Below are 17,478 nucleotides of genomic sequence, written 5' to 3' on the forward strand. Positions count from 1 at the left end.
CAGAGGTGGTCGTGGAGTGTCGCCAGTGCGGTGAGAATCTTGCGTCGGGCGCAGATGAGTGTCCCCAGTGTGGATCAGATGAGATAGAACACTTTCAGATTTCAGAGTAGATAGCGGCGTTCGGCATACCTCAGTATTCTTCAGACAAATCATCGTCCGAACGCCCGGTTACTAAAGAGTGCGAACTAACCGGTGGGAATCCTACCAGTTCCAAGTGATGTTCTGAGTGGCGTGCAAGATACAGAGCGCGTATCCCGCACGGAATCATCTCCCAATTCGAGTACGCCGGATCGCTCAGTACAGCCTACTCTGAGAGAACCTTACAACACTCCGAGAGCGGTGGGTGGTGACTACGTGCTCGCGGGTGTACCATCGGCGTCTCCGCTATCGATGAGCGGGTAGTCGATGTGGACCTCGATGCGGTCGAACGGAACGACGGGTTGAATCGCACCGCTGGGCCCGCCCTCTTCGAGCGTGAGGATGCCCAGTACTTCCAGCTGCTTCAGGTCCGAGTGGACGTCGGACACGTCACGCTCGACGAGACGCGCTGCCTCGCGCATGCTCTCGGGCACCTCTTCCGCGATCGCCCGAATGAGCTCGAGGCGCAGCGGCGTGAGACTGTCGACGAAGTCGTCGTAGGTGCCGAACTGGAGCGTTGCTGTTCCATCCTGATCGTCGAGATTGTCGGCCTCGACGTCTTGGACGAACTGGAGCGCGTCCTGACGGAGCTGTTCTCGGTCGTCGACGGTGATGTGGAGTGTGGTCATGGTCGGGGTGTGTCGGGTGGTGTTCGATCAGTGCGGCCGGGGCGGATCGCCGCCGACGGCGTCCCAGTACTCGTCCGCGCTCGCCCAGAACTCAACAAGCCGGTCCTCCATTCCGGGGAACTCGACGTCGTCGAGGTCACCGGCTGCGGTGTGGTGTTCGTGGCCCTTCGTGTCCTCGTGGGAGTTGTCGTATCGGACGAGCGTGAGGTCGTCGAGAGTGCCCAGATGGAGCGTGTACTTCCAGCCCGAGGGGTACGTCTCGGTGTCGTCGGTCGGCCGGAGCACGACGTTCTCGACGAGACCGGCCTCGATGTGGGTGTACTGGAACAGCGGTTTCCGGGCCATCTCTCATCTGTTGGGACACCGGCCAACGCTATAAGCGTTGGGCAGAAGTCCAACACTGAACACAAACCGCTCGAGGTTCGCCACCACGGTCCGATCGACGCTACGGGCCATCTCATTACTGGGTAGGGGGCGGCGACCCCACACCGCTCCCGAAACCCAATCTTCCCAGAGGGGATGCCACAGTATCAATCGTTGCTAAGACACAGTAATGCTATTTCGACTGTGTGAAACCACCTGCTCGGGCGTAAGCCAGACACGGGTTGCTCGCTTTGAGTTTCCGAATCCACCGATTCGCTCATCTATTTAAGTAGCTCGTAGCGCTAATTGTGCCGCTTACCCATTTGAGATTCCGATTTCATTAACAAAGTCGGAAACTCAAATTCAGTATTTCATATAGCCGTTAGTTAGAACGTCTGCTCGCTGAGGATGTGCACTTCAACAAGCAAGTAGACGGTGAGATTCACGAGGATAAACTTTCTAGTTTTCTCGTTAGCCGCTTCGACACAGAACACAAGCCGCAGAAAAACTAGCCGAGAATGCTTTGTCAGATAGTGACACTTGATAATCTTTGACCTGAATGGCCGACAGCACTCTTATAGTGGCAGATCCGCTGTGGTCCAATGTCACTGCTGGCATGTATAATTAAAACTGAATCTGTTAGAACAGTTAGCATAGTTTTTTGATATTGGTTGAGAGGACTGCTGTTGCTGTTTCTAAGTGGCGGTGATAACGTTCCTCTCTCAGATACCGGTTCTCCAGAAGCTACTGAGGTGTGTAGACTGTCTTATCACACCCTGCTGTTTCTGTGAACTTCACATTAGTGAGTGCGTTTTACAAAAAAGAGTGCCCGTTGGTAGTGTCTATTGTTCAATCGTCCGAATGACTGTTTCTGTGCCGTCGGGAAGGACTCCGATTACTTGGATCCGACCATTAGTGTCGAAGCCCACATCTGCACTATCGCCTACGTCAGTAAGCGTTGCGTCACTCGAACCGGAAACAGTAACGTTTGCTGTGTTTCCTTTGTCAACGAGCGTTACGACAGCACTGCTATTGGATGCATTTTCAGTAACTGAGACTCCGGCATTTGCGTTCTGGCCGATTTGGTCACCGAGCCCGAGTACGAACGTCCCGATCACGGCCGCTAAAATTACAGTTATTGCGACCATGAGTATAACGCCTATAACAGGACTAACGGCCCGTTCACTGTCCTGAAATGCTGTTTTGAGGTTCATTGTTTTGTTGTGTCGCCAACGGGACAAATACGAAGGTTAACTACACTCGGGCGCAGTTCAACAGGTGCCCATTGAGGCGTCCTGTGTTGCGTAGCCGAGTCGGGTGGTCCAGCCACCCGGATCCTCGCTTTGTCTGTTGGTATGAATTGATTAACGGGGAGTGGAGTGATAAATACACCGACCTAAGTATCTAATATGAAAATAGGCCCGCAAGACGTATCTCTCAGGCTGTCAACATACACCACATGGAACCGACGGCGCGCTCGATCGCGCGGACCTACTCCGATCGCGTCTACCCCGACCCGTGGGAAAAGGTCGAGGACTACCAGCGCGTGCAGGCGTACGCCGCCGAGCACCCGAATGCTGGCCGGACAGCGGTGGGAACCGCGCTGGAACTACCGGCAGGGCGGGTTCGGCCGTGGCTCAACGGTGGACGACCCGATCCGGTGCGCGGGATTGAGACGGCGAGTGCGAACGGCTGGCTCGATCCCGAATGTGACATGGCAGGTGCTCTTGTTAAGCTGCTCGCCCACGTCCTCGCGGGTGGGAGTATCAACGAAACGTTCGTTCCTGCAATCACGATCGGACGTCGGGTTGATCATGAGACAATCGAAGCGGCGTTCACGGCGGTCGGCGTCGACGCACACTGTCGCCATGTGAACAGCGACGGACGCGCGACTGAACTGTACCCGGCAACGGACGCTTCGGTACTCGGGCGGTGTCTCGTTGCGATGGGCGCCCCGAAGGGCGCAAAGACGGCCCTTAATGCCGTCCCAGCGGTCGTCTGGGAGAGCCCCAAGTCGATCCGGCGCCGGTTTGTCGAGGTGTATGTTGCGCACCGCGGTGCCCATTTCGAGACAAAGGCGACGACACGCATCCAAGAGGAGCGCCCGAAATCATATATCGCAGATCTACATAAACTAATCAGCGAATCCGTCTCCAGCCATGTCTCACACGGGGAGAGTGGGATCACTATTTCGGCGAACGCTGCTCGCGAGCTCGGGTTCGCTTGATCGATGTGGGTGCTCAACCGGAGATTTGGTTGGCTGATCCCGAAATGGAGACAATATTGTTGTTCTGTTCATACTAAGTTATTTGATATACATCAACAATTAGGGTGCGTTCGGTGGTATCAGACTTAAATATCTCGGAGATAGTTACTAACCATGAATTGGTTTCAGACATTTTCTCTTGTTTTCGGTCTACCGGCTTTTGCGATGGCTGCTCACGAATTAACGCATTTGGCAGTCGGTCGGATTGCTTGCCCACTTTCTGTCGAACGTGTCTCATGGGTTCCATTCCGACTTCGCCTTGATTTTGACCGAATGCCGTCAAAAGCCACCCTTCGCATGATTGCGCTTGCCCCACTACTTGGTGGGAGTGTGGTTGCTGTCATCGCTATCCAAACTGGAGTCTGGCAGCAAATCCAAACCGCAGATCCATACTATCTTCACCGTCTTGCGGTAGGGTACTGGCTCCTGTACATCGCCCCCAGCCCTGCGGATCTCCGACTAGCGCTCTGGCCCCGAACAGAACGGACCATGGCTGTTCAATCGAACCCACAATGAACACCCAACCAATTACCTCACTATTAGTAGACGACGACCGTGCTGTCGCACCGGTCATCGGAGTGGTTATTCTCTTCGGATTCCTGATTCTGACGCTCTCAGTGTATCAGGTAGAGGTTGTTCCACAGCAGAATGCGGAGACGGAGTTCCAACACTCGGGAGAAGTCCGTAACGACCTTGTCGAGCTTAGAGCGAGTATTCTACAAGCTGGCAGTATCGACCAGCCACAGTATCAGACAGTCCAGCTGGGCACTACCTACTCAACCCGCACCTTTTCGATAAATCCGCCAGCGCCAGCCGGAACCCTACGGACGACACAGTCGTATCCGATCACGATCTCAAACGGGAGTGGCACACCAGACGGGACCATAACAATCCCAACTCGGTTTATCCAGTATCGGCCGGGGTACAACGAACTCGATCGGTCTCCAACGTGGTACGACGCGTCCGTGCTGTACGTTGACGCTCGCGGTGAGGGGGGCGGAATCGCGGTGATCGAAGATCAGGCGCTCGTTGATGGTCGAGATGTGCAAATTACGGCTGTTCAACGAGAGTTCCAACGAAGCGGAACCGGCCGGGTGACGCTTGAACTCCGCCCAGCGCAGAATGTTACTGGTGAGATTCCCACTGGTGATCTCACCGTGACGATCCCGACGCGATTGAATGAAAGCGACTGGGAATCCAAGACTGATCTTCCGACCAATAGTAGTGTCTACGTCGGCGTGACGGACACAGACACCGACGGTGTCGGCGGCTTCAACATATACAACCTAACGCTCAATACAACACCCGATAGGCTGACTGTAGATACCGTTGGCGTGCAGCAAGACCCTGATGAGCCGACGCAGAACGATGCTGCAAGCATCCCCGATGGATCAGGTAGTGATGGTGGAACAGATGGTGGCGATGGTGGAACGGATGGTGGTGATGGTGGCAGCGGTAGCCAGCCATCCTTCACCTCGCTTACCGCATCTGTTGATGATTATAATAAGGGTCAGGATGCGATCCGAGATATCAGCGTGAGTGGTACTGTTGATAATGTTGATTCTAATGGAGATATAGAGATAGAACTTACAGACGACAGTGGAACGCTAAATTCGAGGAGAATACCGATGGCCGGTAGCTTTGATGAAGCCTTCAATACGGGGTCAGGTAATAGTGGGCCAAGCAACGTCGGGGTAACTGTTCGACTACTGGATGCGGCTGGAGATGCTTATGTGACTTGCACTAGTGATAGTGATCTGACAAATGGAGATAGTGAGTTAACATTGAATGATTTCACTTGTAATTAGGCCCGTGTTTCGAGACGAACGTCTGAGTTAGAACGCGCGGAAATACTGTGTGAGACGATCTTTTGATCCCCCGATAGAGCCACTGTCGCGCCAGCGAACCTGACGTAACAGGCCCACTGCGCAAATTACGCTTCAAGAACATCCAGTGGAATCATTCGTGTTTGGCACCGCATTAGCGGTGCCTTTGTCCTCTTTGACTCCATAGCGACAGCTCGGTAGTATCAGCAATCTCCTATAGAAGAGCGACCCTAGAATTGTGTTTCTCCAGCGATGAATCCGGATACTTAGATGAGTATGAACGTCTGACGCACTATTAAGACTCTTCGACATCTCTACGCTCTTTGAGGGCAAAGACATCTATGAGAATAGGAGTTACCAACCAGAAAGGGGGTGCTGGAAAGACGACCACGACGCTGAACGTCGCCGGCGCGCTGAACCAACGCGGCCACGATGTCCTTGTGATCGATCTTGATCCCCAAGGTCATGCGACTGAGGGACTCGGATTTGAGGAGCTCTACGACGATTCCGATCGCGACTCACTGTTCGACGTCCTCCCTGATATTGACCGGATGGGCGACCTCGAGCAGCTGGTTGTCGAACATCAGGAGGTCGACGTCGTCCCGAGCCACGAGCGCATGATCAACGCCGAGGACGAGCTCGCGAACGTGATGAAACGCGAGGAGCGGCTCGATATGCTTCTCAACGAGAGCGATGCTGACGGGCGTTGGGACTTCGTCCTCGTCGACTGCCCGCCAAACCTCGGTGTGCTCACCGACAACGCGATCGTCGCGACGGGGAACGTCCTGATTCCGGCGCAGGCAAAGTCGACCAGCATCCGCGCGATCGAACTCCTGTTCAAGCAGCTCCGGAGCATCGAGTCGGCGTTTGGTGAGGTCGATGAGCTTGCACTCGTCGCGAACGAGGTCGGCGTCGACGGTGAGGCCGAAGAGATGATGGAATGGTTCAAAGATGTCTTTGAGGACAGAGAGAGATGTGAGGTCTTTGAGATCAGAAAGCGAGTTGCCCTTCAACGTGCGTGGAACGCAGGTGTGTCGATCTTCGAGCACGATGAGGATAGTGACATGGAGTCGGTCTACCTCGATGTCGCCGAGCACTTGGAGGGCTTTGTCGATGACTGACGACAACGGGGAGAAAAAACGGGACCGAGACCCGTGGCAGGATCGCTATGACCGCGACGACAATCGCGACGATGCACCCTTTGAGAGCGAGCAGGAGTCAGAAAGCGTAGAGACGTCGGATACGCCAAATACGTCAAAGAGCCCAAAGAGCTCAAAGAGAAAGGAAACACCAGAGATGTCTAAGAGCACAAAGACCGCAGAGAGCGAGGAGAGCGGTGGTACTGTCCGGGAACGGAAGAACGTGAATATGTACCTTCCAGAGGAGCTCGTCGAGGATCTACAGTTGCGGTACTCGGAGTTGAACGTCGAGTGGCGACGTCAGCATGGGGAGGATATGCCGAAGAACGAGGAGTACTACCCGGCAGCCATCCGGGCAGCGCTGGGGGAGTCTTCGATCGAGGAAGAGCTCGGGGTGGAGTAGAATTATTATATCGGTATACACTTTACAAAACATTGATACTGAGGTGTGAGCCGCGATCGATCGACGATCGAGACGTGCTTACCCGGCTTCGAGGCGGAAGGATCGGGTTGTAAACTGCGGTGAAAGGGCTACACACCGCGTTCCCGGTAAATGTGTGTCTACTTTTCGGGATAAAAAAGACTATCTCAAACACTGTCCCCATCACCACCACGTCCCGCGGCTTCAGTCTCGCTCATATATAGAAACGCGGAAAGGGGTCGTTGAGTTGTATCCGGCAGCGAATTAAGTAGCCAACTGAGACTCAGATCGCCGGACTAAGACAGGTATTCAAAATGTCAAATCATCTTTCGGCAGCTCTACACAAGAGCGTTAAATCGGCAGTCTTCAGATATCGAGAGTCAATGCGAAGTTAGCGAATTTGGCAGCTGTTCCGGCGGTCGTCGTGAGTTCCACGATATCTGCGTCGTCATAACCGTGGTCTCGCAACTCCGCAATATCTGCGTCGGTCACATCTGCGGGCGATTCGACGCTTTTTCGAGCGAATTCAATGGCGACACGCTCATCGTCAGGGAGCTCGTCCTTGCGAGCATCGAAATCGGCTGCGACGGCGAACCGGTCTGCATCAACGTCTTCGATTGCAGCGCTCGTGGTGTGCCATGCGATACAAATCGCTGCTCCGCGTTCATGGGCCACGACGGCCCCTAAGAGCTCTTTGAATCCACGGCCAAGGTTTCCGCCCTCAAACACTTGGCCTTCCTCAGCCCACCAGTTTTTGAATGTCTCGGGATGTTGAGCGAGCACCCCGGTGAATGCGAATCCCCATTCGCCCTCCGTGTCGTATTTGTCGGGAACGTCGTCTTCCTCTAACGCGCCTAGGATTGCCTCGGCGCGCTCCATATTTGCCTGTGCGGCCTCGGGTGCATCCTTGAGAATTTCTTGGACAGTTTCGGGGGGCTTCGGAGTGACGCGTGGGCCGACCTCATCAATCGTTTCTGAACTCATACTCAACAGTAGTGGCTCCGGTTTAACAAAAATGTCGTCCGCATCAGTAATTCAAACTATCAATGAGACTGTCAGATCAAGGATATTGCCGAATTAAGCCGTAAGAAGCGCTTAAAACTAGAAGGAACTGTTTTCTGGACGTGTATGGTAACGGCAATATTTCGATATTTCAAGAACTATCTCGAACACTGTCTCCATCACCCCCACGTCCTGCGGTTTCAGTCTTAACCAACAACTCGGTAGCCGAACCGTCAACTGTTGGTTAAGATCGAACGGAGCGGCTTTTCGGAACCAAACGGATCGATGCTGTATGGGCGACATCTTCCGCGTCAGCTGCCCCGGTTGCGGACAAGAGAAAGGCCCAATCACGACCCACCCCGGCACCGTCGGTATCCACTGTTCGTGTGGGGTCACCGCAACCGTCGATATCGGCGCGCAAAAGATAGATGGATGGTGGGAGCGGGAGGACTGACCTGCCCTAAATAGAGGCCTATGTTTATGCTGCGTACCGGGCAAAACGTGGTATGAGCCGTGAAGCCCCGTCTGACGCCGACATGGTCTCGGACGAGCAGCTCAGTGAGCTCCTCGCCGATGCTGAGGGGACGACGCCTGAGGAGATCGAGCGTGGCGCTGCCGAACTCGAGATTGCACCGCCTGAAGAGGCGACTGTCGTCGACGAGTAGCACGACTGTTTCGATGTGTCCTTAGTACCACTGAGCAACGGCTCTAACACAGGGGCCTCTCTCGACCGGGATCGGAAGGCCATCGACGTGGGGGCTCGCCCCCGCGGTGAGCTCCGACTTCTCGGGGGAGACTCACTCACGCGATCGGCAAGGTCGCCGACGGGACCTTCGAACACTGCGAGTTCGGCGTCGATCAGGGATTCTCCCGACGGTCGGATCGTTCTCGAATCCGTCCCGATTCTCCCGGATACATGCGGACTAGCGGTTCTAACACTAGTTTTTGCTGTGTTTCAAGGCTTATACGTACAGGTTCGAAATGGACGGACATGGCAGTCGACGGGGAACAGCCAGAGGAAGTCGATGAAGCTGAGGTGCTCCCTGATGAAGCAGCGGTGCTCCCCGAACGAGGCGAGGCCCTCGACGATGCCGATGATGACGAGCTCATCACCACCGAGGAAGCCGCTGAGCGTCTCGGCATCGAGCTAGAGTAGCAGCGTGCCGCATCCCCCGGACGAACTCCGCATTCTCGGCGTCGTTTATAACACCGGTCGGCTACCAGACGAACCTCATGGTGTATGGCCCCGGTGGGTACGCATTCACCAACTTCCTGCGAGTGGGTGGTCCGCAGCAACTACTCCTCGCCGTTGTCTGGGGCGTCTAGCTGAGACATGTGACTGCATACGCGCTTTCAGGCGCGGGATTGGTCGATGAAACGGATTGATAGTGTCTAGACGGAGTCACGCGGAACCCCCAAGCCAAAAAGTATTCACGGAGTGGCGCTGGTCGGTGTATTGGGGACAGTTGGTCCCTGACAGAGGTGGCAAACATTCCCTGCCTGCCTGCATGCGACCACCTCTGTGCCCCCTTACTATCCTTTAGCTCGTGGTGTCGACTGCGAACGTGATTCTGCTCACTGACTGCGATCTGCGCGATTTCCTTATACAGCAGATTCGATCTGGCCAAGATACTCAGTCATCGACCGCCTGTACCTCAACCCCATCGTCGAACTCCGATCTTTCAGGGCCCTCTTGTCTGCGGACATCACCGTCACGCCACGTCCCTCGCCGAAACCATGCCCACGCGATGATCGCACCAGCGATGTTTGAAATGAAGAACGCAATCCAAATACCGCGAACACCGAACACCGCATCAGCGAACGGCAGCGGCAAGCGGTACTGCGACGCGATGTACGCGATTGGGAGCCGAAGACCAGCGAGAGTGAGAATAGAAATTGCAGCAGCGACAAGCGTCTTTCCCGCACCTCGGAACCCACCTGTGAAAGCTCGCATGATTCCGATAAAGCCGAAAGACAATGCCACGTACCGGAGGAAGGTCGCGCCTTCAGCGACAACAGCTGGATCATTCGTGAACACGGCAACGATGGGTTGTGGTAGGAAGAAGATCACCACACCCATCAGCGCGAGAATGGCGAACAGGCCCTTCGCGGCGACGTAGTTTGCCTGTTCGGCACGATCGTATTTTCCTGCCCCGATGTTCTGCCCGCTCATTGTTTCAACTCCGCGTGCCACGGCGATCGCCGGCAGAAAAATCACCGAGAACACCCGAGTCCCAATACCGAACGCCGCGACGACGGTTGTCGAGAACAGCCCGACGACGATGAGCAAGGCGTTGATAGAGAGCGCCCGGCCGGTCCCCTCGATGCTAGCCGGGACGCCGATTTTTAAAATTTTCTTGAGGTATTGGAAGTCGGGAACAAGATCTATGAGATGAATCTGGATCCCCCTGCTCCCCGACAGCATGATGCCTAATCCAACGACCATCGCGATGCTTCGCGAAAAGACCGTGGCCACGGCTGCGCCTTGGATACCTAGCTCGGGGACAGCAACGGGCCCGACATCCCACCCGTTAATCAGGAAGGGATCGAGGACGACGTTGATGATCACCGTTCCCAACATGACGAGCATTGGTGTGATGGTGTCACCAGCTCCACGCATGAGCGAAATGAACACGAAGAAGCCGAACATGAAGGGTAAGCCGAGTGCGATCACCTGCATGTAGGCCGTCGCTCCCGGGAGCACATCCGGTGAAGCCCCGAGAAATCGTAGAAATGGACGGACAAGCGGGTAGCCGGCCAGTCCTAATAGTACGGACCCCCCGAATGCGAAGGCCACTGTCTGTGAGGCTGCGTACTCGGCCTGCGCTGTTTCGCCAGCTCCGGTGTGTTGTGCGACGAGGACGCTCCCTGCGACTGACAGACCCATCCCGAGCGAGATCAATAAAAACACCATCGGGAATCCGAAGGAGATCGCTGCTAGCGCGTCTGTCGAATACTGACCCAACCAGAACGTATCTGCAAGGTTGTAGGCGGTCTGCAGAAGGTTCGTAATGACGATTGGTAGCGACAGGTACACCAGCGGCTTGAGTATCTCGCCGTCGGTGAGGTTCAGTTCGTCTTGCCCCTTGAACAGATTCACGCTGTCACCCCCTGACTTGGCGTCCACCCGATGTACCGTGCCAGCGTTCGCTCAACAGCTTCTCGTGTTCGGTCAGGTTCCTCACCGAGTGCCACCATTCGGACGTGAGAGCCATTGATGATCGTTGCGACAACGTACGCAACCGTTTCGGGATCTACCTCGTCAAAGTATCCAGCTTCGATGCCATCACGCACGGCTGTCTCGACGACATCACGCACCGCGTCGTCGAGTTCGATGAACCGTTCACGGAAGAGGTCGTGGTGCGGTGCCTGCGCTTTAAGCTCCATCAGTGCGACCGGGAAGTCGTCGTTCTCAGACGATGGCTTCTCAAAAACGGCAGCAAGAAACTCACTCAACCGCTCGCGGGGGTCACGAGCCTCGCACGCGACTCGTGACTCAAACCGCTCTAGCAGGTCGTCGAGAAACGCGTTCAATAACTCCTCTTTCGTGTCAAAGTGGTAGTGGATTGCTGCAGATGTTACTGATGACTCATCAGCAATTCGTTGCATGGTGAGATCAGCGTAGCCGTACTCACAAAGCGCACGGCCAGTCGCTCCCATAATCTCAGTAGTGCTCTCAGAACCCATGTTACGAGAACTTACTAACTAGTCAGTTAAGAGAATTTTGGTTTTGTGGCTTTGTTGAGTACTGTTTAGCACCCAAGGCTGCTCGTTCACCGACCGGATACATATCACACTGCTCAGGTAATATGCGTAATGAGCACTGAAACGGATACGAACGACGCTCCCCAGATCAGGCGAACCATCACGCTCACTCAGGCGGACGACGGCTGGTGAGTCGCCCGTGACGAGGAGACAGGTGTTGCGAGCCAAGGTGAGACGAGGCAGGGCGCCCAGTTCGTCGTCGACGCAGAACCAGTCGACAGCTTGATCAATGTGGTAGTGGCTGTCAGGGCGAGGAACCTCAGAATCAACGTCGTCGAGCGTTGGCCTCTCAGCGCTCAAGCGTTCGCCTTACCCTCCCGACTCGACGGCGGCGTGAGCGGGAGGTCCGCGTCGATCTCGTCGTACCATACGACGGGGCGCTTCGCGCTGCCGTTCTCTTCGAGCTCGAGAAGGCCGTAGTCGGCCAGCTCGTTCACGTTGTCGAGAACCTCCGGTGGGTTCCGGTCGACAAGGCGAGCGAGTTCACAGATGCTCTCTGGTTCGTGTGCAACGATTGCTTCGAGGAGTTCGAGATTGGTCGACCGAAAGACGCGGCCGAACGTCTCGAGGTCCTCGATCGACAGCGTTGGTTCACCGGGTTCGACGTCGTCACCGGCGTCGATCGCTTCGAGCCGCTCCTCGAGGCCGCTACGATCCGCGGATGTGATCTGGACGTGGAGTGTTCGGGTCATGATGAGGTGGGTTGGGAATGGGGCTGCGATCGTGCGTCGGTTTGAGTGCTCGGAGAGTCACCGGCCGGTTCGTTTCTCTGGGGAGGAGTGTCGCCCGCCACGCACGGAAGATTTCTCTGGGTCGAACGTAGGGGCGTACCGGCCACGGTCGACGAAGCCGAATACGCTGTGTCTGTAAATATAGATACGGGAGCGAACCTCACAGTCTTAACCAACAAGACTATGAGTTTGGACTCTTTGTTGGTTAACAACGGAGCAGCCGATGTCAGAGGAGCCACCGATCCCACCGACAAGCCTCTCAGCGGAGCTAGTCGACGCGTTGAACCAGTCCACTCCTAAGCAACTCCGAGATATTGCTACGTACGCCGAGGAGCTGGCTGAACGCAAAGAACGGGAGACACATCGCGAGGAGGAGCCAGACCGAGACGAAGCGGACGATCTCCCAGACGATGTCCCTGCAAAAGCGACGATCACAATCAAGGAAATTAACGACAATCGCTACTACTACTGGCAGTGGCGAGATGGAAACCAAGTTAGGTCCCAATATAAATCACCAGTCAGCCCTGACGAGTAGAGCTGGTCAAAACAGAATAGACGGATCACCCCGGGTGTCGAGTGTAAATTGTCGTTAATCTGTATATTGTGCCGTACTGACGTGGATTTGAGAATTCACAGAATGTGTGAGCCCAAGAAGCAAAATGAGGCACCCCCGGGTGTGTGTGGTACTGTTCACAATGCGTGAAGCTGGACAATACTGTAGGGCCGCTGTATGCCACAGCCCTGTGATTTAATACCTCGCTGGGCCATTATGATTGTATGAGCGTCCAGATCGAGGGGTTCGAAGAACTCACTGATCAGCTGGAGGAGCTATCTACTTCGGTCGATGTTGAGCAAGATATCCCGATGGGGGAGTTGTTCACCGACGGGTTCATGGCCACAAATACGGACTTCGATTCGATTTCTGAATTCTTCGATGAGAGCCGCTGGACTGTCGAATCAGAAGAGGACTTTCAGAAGATCGACGAGGACGAGTTTGATAGGTACGTCGACAAGCATACAGGGTTCAGTTCGTGGGAGGCCATGCTCTCGGCGGCCGCACGAGAATGGCTAACCCGTCAAATCGAACTTTAGAGCTCTTCTGAGTCTCCTGCTTCTTCGTATTCGGGTACCGAATCTGGATGCGGTCCCTCGTCATCCTCTTCACCTTCTTCTTGATGGTGTGTTGACTCATTCGACTCATCGGATTCTTCGATATGTACATGAAAGTCAATATCGTGCTTTCTACCCCTGACACTGAACTGTGTCGAGGGGCCACTGGGATCATCGTCGCGTCGATAGCTATGAACAGCAAGAGCAAACGAACCAAGAGTTGCAACCGCGAGAATGAGGCTCCAAAGGCTCCGGAGAATACCTGTGATATCGCCAAAAGCAGGATTCTCGAATATGATTCGGACTTCGATAATAAAGGTGAGAATGAGTAGGATCAACCCTGCTGTTCCAAGGGCAAAAAGGGCGTAAGGTGATTTGAGACGATTAAGATCCACTCGTTCAGCCATCTTCTCGTCAATTGCTCAGGAAGAAGTAAACAGTTCTTCGGTGTACGCCGGGGTCAGGTTCGAAAGACTCCATCGCTTATCCGTTGTTACTATATGATAGTAACGAACAGCACCCGCGGTTGTCGCTCCCGAACTATTCCTTGCTCTCATCGGCGCCGTCGCGATTGTTGTCGTCACCGCTCCGAATCCGCCTCCTATTGGGGCGTGGCTAATCTACAGCCTACACCGTGGGGAGTGAAACGACAACCGTCGGGACGACACACGATAACGCCACGGCCGACACCCCACGTTGCCGCTGTAAAATCCCGTTGCGAGTCCGGCCCGTCATCATAGCCGGCTCACACCCCACGTTGCCGCTGTAAACACTCGTAATATAGACTCCACCCGGCGAAATACCGATAATTGTCTTGTCAGAGCTGTCCTCGCACACTTACGCAACCAGTAGCTTTATTGCATATCGTGCTGTAAGTTACCGTACCACAATTTTGGCTTACTGAGACGCCATGTCGTTTTGGCGTCGAAGACAGGAACTGCAGAGTAACTGCTCTCATTCTGGACGAGAAGTATGAGAGTGTTCGTGTCTCTCGCGACCGATTTCTCATGTCAAGGATGGCTTCAAGTAGAGGACTCGCATCATTCGAGTTTACAGCGGCAATCCGGGGTGTGCGTGTCCCACCGATCCTGTGTTTACAGCGGCAATCCGGGGTGTGCGTGTCCCACCGATCCTGTGTTTACAGCGGCACTGAGGGGTTTGAAATTAGAGCGTTGGTTGCAGACCGCGACAAAAACGCCAGATACAACGGGGTTTCGTCACCATCGTCACGATACCGTCGTGTTTACAGCGGCAATCCGGTGCCGAAGATATATATAGATTGCCTGAGTGCATTTTCGCATGAGCGACACAGAGTCATATTTCGGCGATCCCGACCCGATCTTCGCCGATAAGGAACTGCTGCGGGTTAATCACCTTCCGGAAGGTGACCGCATCATCGGTCGCGAGGAGGAACTCGGTAACCTCGCGAACGCAATAAAGGACGCGCAGCGCGGGGGGACACCGAATAATGTGCTGATCTACGGAAAAACGGGGACTGGCAAGAGTCTCTGCTCGAAGTACATCACACAGGATCTGATCGACGCTGCTTCCGAGAATGGTGTTTCTGTCGACGTGGCGTACATCGATTGTTTTCAGGAATCCACTGAGACGCAGGTTGTCCGGGCGATCGCCGAGTCATTCAACATGACTGAGATAACTGCCGTGTCGGTCCCGGCATCAGGCGTTTCTACATCTGATTACTACCGTCGCCTCTGGACGATCCTCGATACCTGCCTCGACGTGGGGATCATCATTCTCGACGAGATAGACAAGCTTGAAGATGACAATATTCTCATGCAACTATCCCGAGCGGCCGAAGCCGGGAAGGTCTCGGAGAGCACGCTCGGCATCATCGGGATCAGTAACAAGATCCGATACAAACAGTCGCTCAATGAGCGCGTCAAGTCGAGTCTCTCCGAGCGAGACTTTGTGTTCCCGCCGTATGACGCGAACCAACTCCGCGCGATCCTTTCCTCACGGGCGGACGCGTTCAGAGATGGCGTCCTAGACGATGAGGTGATTCCGAAGGTGGCAGCGCTCGCGGCCAGAGAACACGGCGACGCCCGGAAGGCGATCGACATTCTCCGGTACGCCGGTGAAATTGCTGACGAGCACGGCGACGACGTGGTCCGTGTTGAGTACGTTGACGAGGCCCATGAACGCGAAGAGGAAGCGCGTCTCGCCGAACTAATTGGAAAGCAACCCGAACATTCGAAACATTTGCTCCAAGGGCTGGCACTCCAGATGCAGCAGTCGGCCGAAACCGACGCCATGATCCCCTCGAAACAGGTATACTCCGCGTACGAGGTCGTCTGTGAACGCGAGGGGACAGACCCGCTCAAGATCCGCCGCGTCCGCGATCTGCTCTCCGAACTGGCATTCCTCTCGCTGATCGAGCAAGACCGGAAGGGGCGCGGGAAGGGGAAGGGAGCCCACACGGTGAATCAACTAGTCGATGACCCCGAGCTCGTCGTCGAGGCGTGTAAATCAGCGTGATCGGAATCAGGTTAATCTGCGTGCGTATTGTTCGTGGTTGATCAGAAAATGAATCGCGTGACGATGCCAAGCTGGTCGCGGTTGTAACCTACAAGACTGAGTCGATCCATCGTGGGATCAACACTCAAATCCAACACTCGGAGAATGGGTACCGTGTACAGGTGCCGGTAACCGAGACAGGGTTACAAACCGGCGACGGCCTCCCGTGTCACGCCGCGCCCGGCCTGCTAGTCATGGTGCCGCTCGACAGTGGTACCGGGACGCGCCGCCTGCTGGAGGCGCGCCGGACGCAGGCGTTCGATACTGAGGCCGAGATCGACGTGGCGTAAACACAAAGGAGTGGGCGGGCATCCGTCCGGAACGTCTGCCGGTGCGACTCGACGTCGAGGCCGGCGACCGCCTGTTGCCCGCCGAGAAACGACCGGAGTTCGTTCAGTGCGTCCGAGAGCCCGTCCCGGCTCGGCGGTGTTGGCTCAGGACCGCCCGTTCGCCCGTAGAGGTCGTTCGGCGCGTCCCCGACGAACAACGTCGGTCGGTAGTCGTCGTGGACCTCGCGAGCGACGCCGTCGGGTGTGAGCGTCCACTTGGCGACGCGACCGTCCCCGAGAAAGTCCAGTGTGAGGGTCACGGCTCTCCGTCAGTGAGCTCGTCGACGCGTGCCTCCAGTTCGCTGATCTGCCGGTCCTGTTCGATCGCGATCGCCATCCACACCGGGGCGAGCGGGTCCGAGTGGTTGAGGGTGCCTGCGGCGTCTGCGTGGTCGCGAGCGTACACAAACAGCCGATCGAAGGTCTCCTGATCGCGCCGGCGGAGCGCTCGGCGATACGCGCTCCACTCGTCTTCGATCGCCCCGAGGCGATCGCGATATGTCGGGTTTGTCCGACCCATTACTGCACCCCGACGGGGCCGGCGGCGCGTTCGAGTGTCGTCGCCCCGTGTATCCGAGCGCGGTGTTCGAGGACCTCTTGCCAGTACGCGAGTGTTGTCTGTATCCAGCCGTCGTCCGTATGGTAGACGAGCGTCTCCACGTCGCCTGCAGTGTCTTCGAACCGTGGTCCACAGGGCGTTGCCCGGCACTGGAGGTGCGTCTCGGCAGCGCGCTGCAGCGGCCGCGAGAAGTCGTCCTCGCGACACCGCGTAACGACGACCGGAACATTGTGGACGCGCGCGATCCGGGCGATCGACGCAATCGCGCGAATGAACATCTGGGTGGCGAGCTCGTCCTCGATATCGGCGTCACGGTACATCCGGTCGAGGCCGGTTGCGACGACGACCGACGGCTGGTCGTGACTATCGAGACGCCCGGCGAGCCGATCGAGTAGCGACGTATGTTGATGGGCCGTGAACCCCCGAGCGATGTCGATCCGATCGAGCACACGGTCGGCCGGTGCCAGTTCGCGAAGCTGTGTCGTGTTCGCTCTGTTTGCACCATCCACCCAGTACGCTCGGCCGTCACCACCGAGCACCTGATCGAGAAGCAGCGCCTGCACGGGAGTGACACCGAGGTCATTGTCGACGTCGACGAGCGTAACGCCCGGTGTGAGCTTTGGGAAATCGGCGGTCGGTCGTCGAGAGGAGCGCATAGTGGCATA

Annotated in this window: 21 protein-coding genes; 10 read left to right on the forward strand and 11 right to left on the reverse strand. The window is 55.9% G+C overall.

From position 1 onward, the window contains the following. Window positions 1–350 precede the first annotated feature (350 nt). The 3 genes from DJ69_RS12720 to DJ69_RS12730 form a co-directional block, all read right to left on the reverse strand. Window positions 351–767: an HVO_A0114 family putative DNA-binding protein gene (locus DJ69_RS12720; RefSeq protein ID WP_099255947.1), complete on the reverse strand. Its 417-nt coding sequence runs from the start codon at window positions 765–767 to the stop codon at window positions 351–353. 27 nt (window positions 768–794) lie between these two features. Beyond that, entirely contained in the window at window positions 795–1,112 is a 318-nt protein-coding gene (locus DJ69_RS12725) for a toxin-antitoxin system TumE family protein (RefSeq protein WP_049933527.1), read from the reverse strand. A gap of 860 nt (window positions 1,113–1,972) precedes the next feature. Beyond that, window positions 1,973–2,344 (reverse strand): type IV pilin, encoded by a 372-nt coding sequence (locus DJ69_RS12730; RefSeq protein ID WP_099255948.1) that lies wholly within the window; start codon window positions 2,342–2,344, stop codon window positions 1,973–1,975. Between the two features lie 245 nt (window positions 2,345–2,589). Here DJ69_RS12730 and DJ69_RS12735 point away from each other — a divergent pair, with 245 nt between their 5' ends. The 4 genes from DJ69_RS12735 (at window position 2,590) to DJ69_RS18470 (ending at window position 6,764) form a co-directional block, all read left to right on the forward strand. Continuing rightward, window positions 2,590–3,357: a hypothetical protein gene (locus DJ69_RS12735; RefSeq protein ID WP_099255949.1), complete on the forward strand. Its 768-nt coding sequence runs from the start codon at window positions 2,590–2,592 to the stop codon at window positions 3,355–3,357. A gap of 551 nt (window positions 3,358–3,908) precedes the next feature. Further along, entirely contained in the window at window positions 3,909–5,204 is a 1,296-nt protein-coding gene (locus DJ69_RS17950) for a hypothetical protein (RefSeq protein ID WP_144050442.1), read from the forward strand. Window positions 5,205–5,563: 359 nt separating this feature from the next. Further along, on the forward strand, window positions 5,564–6,343 hold the full coding sequence (locus DJ69_RS12745; protein WP_099255951.1) for a ParA family protein: 780 nt from the start codon (window positions 5,564–5,566) through the stop codon (window positions 6,341–6,343). After that, window positions 6,336–6,764, forward strand: a complete 429-nt coding sequence (locus tag DJ69_RS18470) for a hypothetical protein (RefSeq protein ID WP_180271817.1) — start codon at window positions 6,336–6,338, stop codon at window positions 6,762–6,764. Before DJ69_RS12745 ends, DJ69_RS18470 begins: the two co-directional genes overlap by 8 nt. Window positions 6,765–7,148: 384 nt before the next feature. Here DJ69_RS18470 and DJ69_RS12755 read toward each other — a convergent pair whose 3' ends face one another. Then, window positions 7,149–7,766: a carboxymuconolactone decarboxylase family protein gene (locus DJ69_RS12755; RefSeq protein WP_099255952.1), complete on the reverse strand. Its 618-nt coding sequence runs from the start codon at window positions 7,764–7,766 to the stop codon at window positions 7,149–7,151. A 310-nt stretch (window positions 7,767–8,076) separates the two neighbouring features. Here DJ69_RS12755 and DJ69_RS18475 point away from each other — a divergent pair, with 310 nt between their 5' ends. The 3 genes from DJ69_RS18475 to DJ69_RS18485 all read left to right on the forward strand — a co-directional run bounded on the left by DJ69_RS18475 (window position 8,077) and on the right by DJ69_RS18485 (window position 8,940). After that, window positions 8,077–8,238: a hypothetical protein gene (locus DJ69_RS18475; RefSeq protein ID WP_180271818.1), complete on the forward strand. Its 162-nt coding sequence runs from the start codon at window positions 8,077–8,079 to the stop codon at window positions 8,236–8,238. Between the two features lie 52 nt (window positions 8,239–8,290). Further along, window positions 8,291–8,449, forward strand: coding sequence for a hypothetical protein (locus DJ69_RS18480; protein WP_245851659.1), 159 nt, complete (start codon window positions 8,291–8,293; stop codon window positions 8,447–8,449). Window positions 8,450–8,775: 326 nt separating this feature from the next. Then, window positions 8,776–8,940, forward strand: coding sequence for a hypothetical protein (locus tag DJ69_RS18485; protein ID WP_180271819.1), 165 nt, complete (start codon window positions 8,776–8,778; stop codon window positions 8,938–8,940). A 477-nt stretch (window positions 8,941–9,417) separates the two neighbouring features. Here DJ69_RS18485 and DJ69_RS12760 read toward each other — a convergent pair whose 3' ends face one another. The 3 genes from DJ69_RS12760 to DJ69_RS12775 all read right to left on the reverse strand — a co-directional run bounded on the left by DJ69_RS12760 (window position 9,418) and on the right by DJ69_RS12775 (window position 12,241). Beyond that, the gene (locus DJ69_RS12760; protein ID WP_099256002.1) at window positions 9,418–10,884 is read right to left on the reverse strand and encodes an MATE family efflux transporter; all 1,467 of its coding nucleotides are present in this window, start codon (window positions 10,882–10,884) and stop codon (window positions 9,418–9,420) included. Beyond that, window positions 10,881–11,471 carry a TetR/AcrR family transcriptional regulator gene (locus tag DJ69_RS12765; RefSeq protein ID WP_099255953.1) on the reverse strand — a complete coding sequence of 197 codons (591 nt, stop codon included), beginning with the start codon at window positions 11,469–11,471 and terminating at the stop codon, window positions 10,881–10,883. Before DJ69_RS12765 ends, DJ69_RS12760 begins: the two co-directional genes overlap by 4 nt. A gap of 374 nt (window positions 11,472–11,845) precedes the next feature. Further along, window positions 11,846–12,241, reverse strand: a complete 396-nt coding sequence (locus DJ69_RS12775) for an HVO_A0114 family putative DNA-binding protein (RefSeq protein WP_099255954.1) — start codon at window positions 12,239–12,241, stop codon at window positions 11,846–11,848. A 262-nt stretch (window positions 12,242–12,503) separates the two neighbouring features. On the opposite strand from DJ69_RS12775, the gene DJ69_RS12780 reads away from it, so the two are divergent. Both DJ69_RS12780 and DJ69_RS12785 read left to right on the forward strand, forming a co-directional pair. Beyond that, window positions 12,504–12,815, forward strand: a complete 312-nt coding sequence (locus tag DJ69_RS12780; RefSeq protein WP_099255955.1) for a hypothetical protein — start codon at window positions 12,504–12,506, stop codon at window positions 12,813–12,815. Window positions 12,816–13,057: 242 nt separating this feature from the next. Next, window positions 13,058–13,372 carry a hypothetical protein gene (locus tag DJ69_RS12785; RefSeq protein ID WP_099255956.1) on the forward strand — a complete coding sequence of 105 codons (315 nt, stop codon included), beginning with the start codon at window positions 13,058–13,060 and terminating at the stop codon, window positions 13,370–13,372. Here the strand turns inward: DJ69_RS12785 and DJ69_RS17955 are convergent. Continuing rightward, the gene (locus tag DJ69_RS17955) at window positions 13,369–13,797 is read right to left on the reverse strand and encodes a hypothetical protein (RefSeq protein WP_144050443.1); all 429 of its coding nucleotides are present in this window, start codon (window positions 13,795–13,797) and stop codon (window positions 13,369–13,371) included. The genes DJ69_RS12785 and DJ69_RS17955 overlap by 4 nt on opposite strands. 892 nt (window positions 13,798–14,689) lie before the next feature. Between DJ69_RS17955 and DJ69_RS12790 the strand changes: the two genes are divergently transcribed. Then, on the forward strand, window positions 14,690–15,886 hold the full coding sequence (locus DJ69_RS12790; RefSeq protein ID WP_099255957.1) for a Cdc6/Cdc18 family protein: 1,197 nt from the start codon (window positions 14,690–14,692) through the stop codon (window positions 15,884–15,886). A 208-nt stretch (window positions 15,887–16,094) separates the two neighbouring features. On the opposite strand, the gene DJ69_RS12795 is transcribed toward DJ69_RS12790, so the two are convergent. The 3 genes from DJ69_RS12795 to DJ69_RS12805 are packed head-to-tail and all read right to left on the reverse strand — an operon-like array spanning window position 16,095 to window position 17,469. After that, the gene (locus tag DJ69_RS12795; protein ID WP_245851661.1) at window positions 16,095–16,514 is read right to left on the reverse strand and encodes a hypothetical protein; all 420 of its coding nucleotides are present in this window, start codon (window positions 16,512–16,514) and stop codon (window positions 16,095–16,097) included. Further along, window positions 16,511–16,774, reverse strand: coding sequence for a hypothetical protein (locus tag DJ69_RS12800; RefSeq protein ID WP_099255958.1), 264 nt, complete (start codon window positions 16,772–16,774; stop codon window positions 16,511–16,513). Before DJ69_RS12800 ends, DJ69_RS12795 begins: the two co-directional genes overlap by 4 nt. Continuing rightward, window positions 16,774–17,469, reverse strand: a complete 696-nt coding sequence (locus DJ69_RS12805; RefSeq protein WP_099255959.1) for a P-loop NTPase family protein — start codon at window positions 17,467–17,469, stop codon at window positions 16,774–16,776. Before DJ69_RS12805 ends, DJ69_RS12800 begins: the two co-directional genes overlap by 1 nt. Between the last annotated feature and the right edge of the window lie 9 nt (window positions 17,470–17,478).

This window comes from Halorubrum persicum (genome assembly GCF_002727125.1).
GTDB lineage: Archaea > Halobacteriota > Halobacteria > Halobacteriales > Haloferacaceae > Halorubrum > Halorubrum persicum.

What these genes read in the sequence shown, in the direction of transcription:
- DJ69_RS12720 (WP_099255947.1), bottom strand. Translation starts at nt 767, where the DNA reads ATGACCACACTCCACATCACCGTCGACGACCGAGAACAGCTCCGTCAG.
- DJ69_RS12725 (WP_049933527.1), bottom strand. Translation starts at nt 1,112, where the DNA reads ATGGCCCGGAAACCGCTGTTCCAGTACACCCACATCGAGGCCGGTCTC.
- DJ69_RS12730 (WP_099255948.1), bottom strand. Translation starts at nt 2,344, where the DNA reads ATGAACCTCAAAACAGCATTTCAGGACAGTGAACGGGCCGTTAGTCCT.
- DJ69_RS12735 (WP_099255949.1), top strand. Translation starts at nt 2,590, where the DNA reads ATGGAACCGACGGCGCGCTCGATCGCGCGGACCTACTCCGATCGCGTC.
- DJ69_RS17950 (WP_144050442.1), top strand. Translation starts at nt 3,909, where the DNA reads ATGAACACCCAACCAATTACCTCACTATTAGTAGACGACGACCGTGCT.
- DJ69_RS12745 (WP_099255951.1), top strand. Translation starts at nt 5,564, where the DNA reads ATGAGAATAGGAGTTACCAACCAGAAAGGGGGTGCTGGAAAGACGACC.
- DJ69_RS18470 (WP_180271817.1), top strand. Translation starts at nt 6,336, where the DNA reads ATGACTGACGACAACGGGGAGAAAAAACGGGACCGAGACCCGTGGCAG.
- DJ69_RS12755 (WP_099255952.1), bottom strand. Translation starts at nt 7,766, where the DNA reads ATGAGTTCAGAAACGATTGATGAGGTCGGCCCACGCGTCACTCCGAAG.
- DJ69_RS18475 (WP_180271818.1), top strand. Translation starts at nt 8,077, where the DNA reads ATGGGCGACATCTTCCGCGTCAGCTGCCCCGGTTGCGGACAAGAGAAA.
- DJ69_RS18480 (WP_245851659.1), top strand. Translation starts at nt 8,291, where the DNA reads ATGAGCCGTGAAGCCCCGTCTGACGCCGACATGGTCTCGGACGAGCAG.
- DJ69_RS18485 (WP_180271819.1), top strand. Translation starts at nt 8,776, where the DNA reads ATGGCAGTCGACGGGGAACAGCCAGAGGAAGTCGATGAAGCTGAGGTG.
- DJ69_RS12765 (WP_099255953.1), bottom strand. Translation starts at nt 11,471, where the DNA reads ATGGGTTCTGAGAGCACTACTGAGATTATGGGAGCGACTGGCCGTGCG.
- DJ69_RS12775 (WP_099255954.1), bottom strand. Translation starts at nt 12,241, where the DNA reads ATGACCCGAACACTCCACGTCCAGATCACATCCGCGGATCGTAGCGGC.
- DJ69_RS12780 (WP_099255955.1), top strand. Translation starts at nt 12,504, where the DNA reads ATGTCAGAGGAGCCACCGATCCCACCGACAAGCCTCTCAGCGGAGCTA.
- DJ69_RS12785 (WP_099255956.1), top strand. Translation starts at nt 13,058, where the DNA reads ATGAGCGTCCAGATCGAGGGGTTCGAAGAACTCACTGATCAGCTGGAG.
- DJ69_RS17955 (WP_144050443.1), bottom strand. Translation starts at nt 13,797, where the DNA reads ATGGCTGAACGAGTGGATCTTAATCGTCTCAAATCACCTTACGCCCTT.
- DJ69_RS12790 (WP_099255957.1), top strand. Translation starts at nt 14,690, where the DNA reads ATGAGCGACACAGAGTCATATTTCGGCGATCCCGACCCGATCTTCGCC.
- DJ69_RS12800 (WP_099255958.1), bottom strand. Translation starts at nt 16,774, where the DNA reads ATGGGTCGGACAAACCCGACATATCGCGATCGCCTCGGGGCGATCGAA.
- DJ69_RS12805 (WP_099255959.1), bottom strand. Translation starts at nt 17,469, where the DNA reads ATGCGCTCCTCTCGACGACCGACCGCCGATTTCCCAAAGCTCACACCG.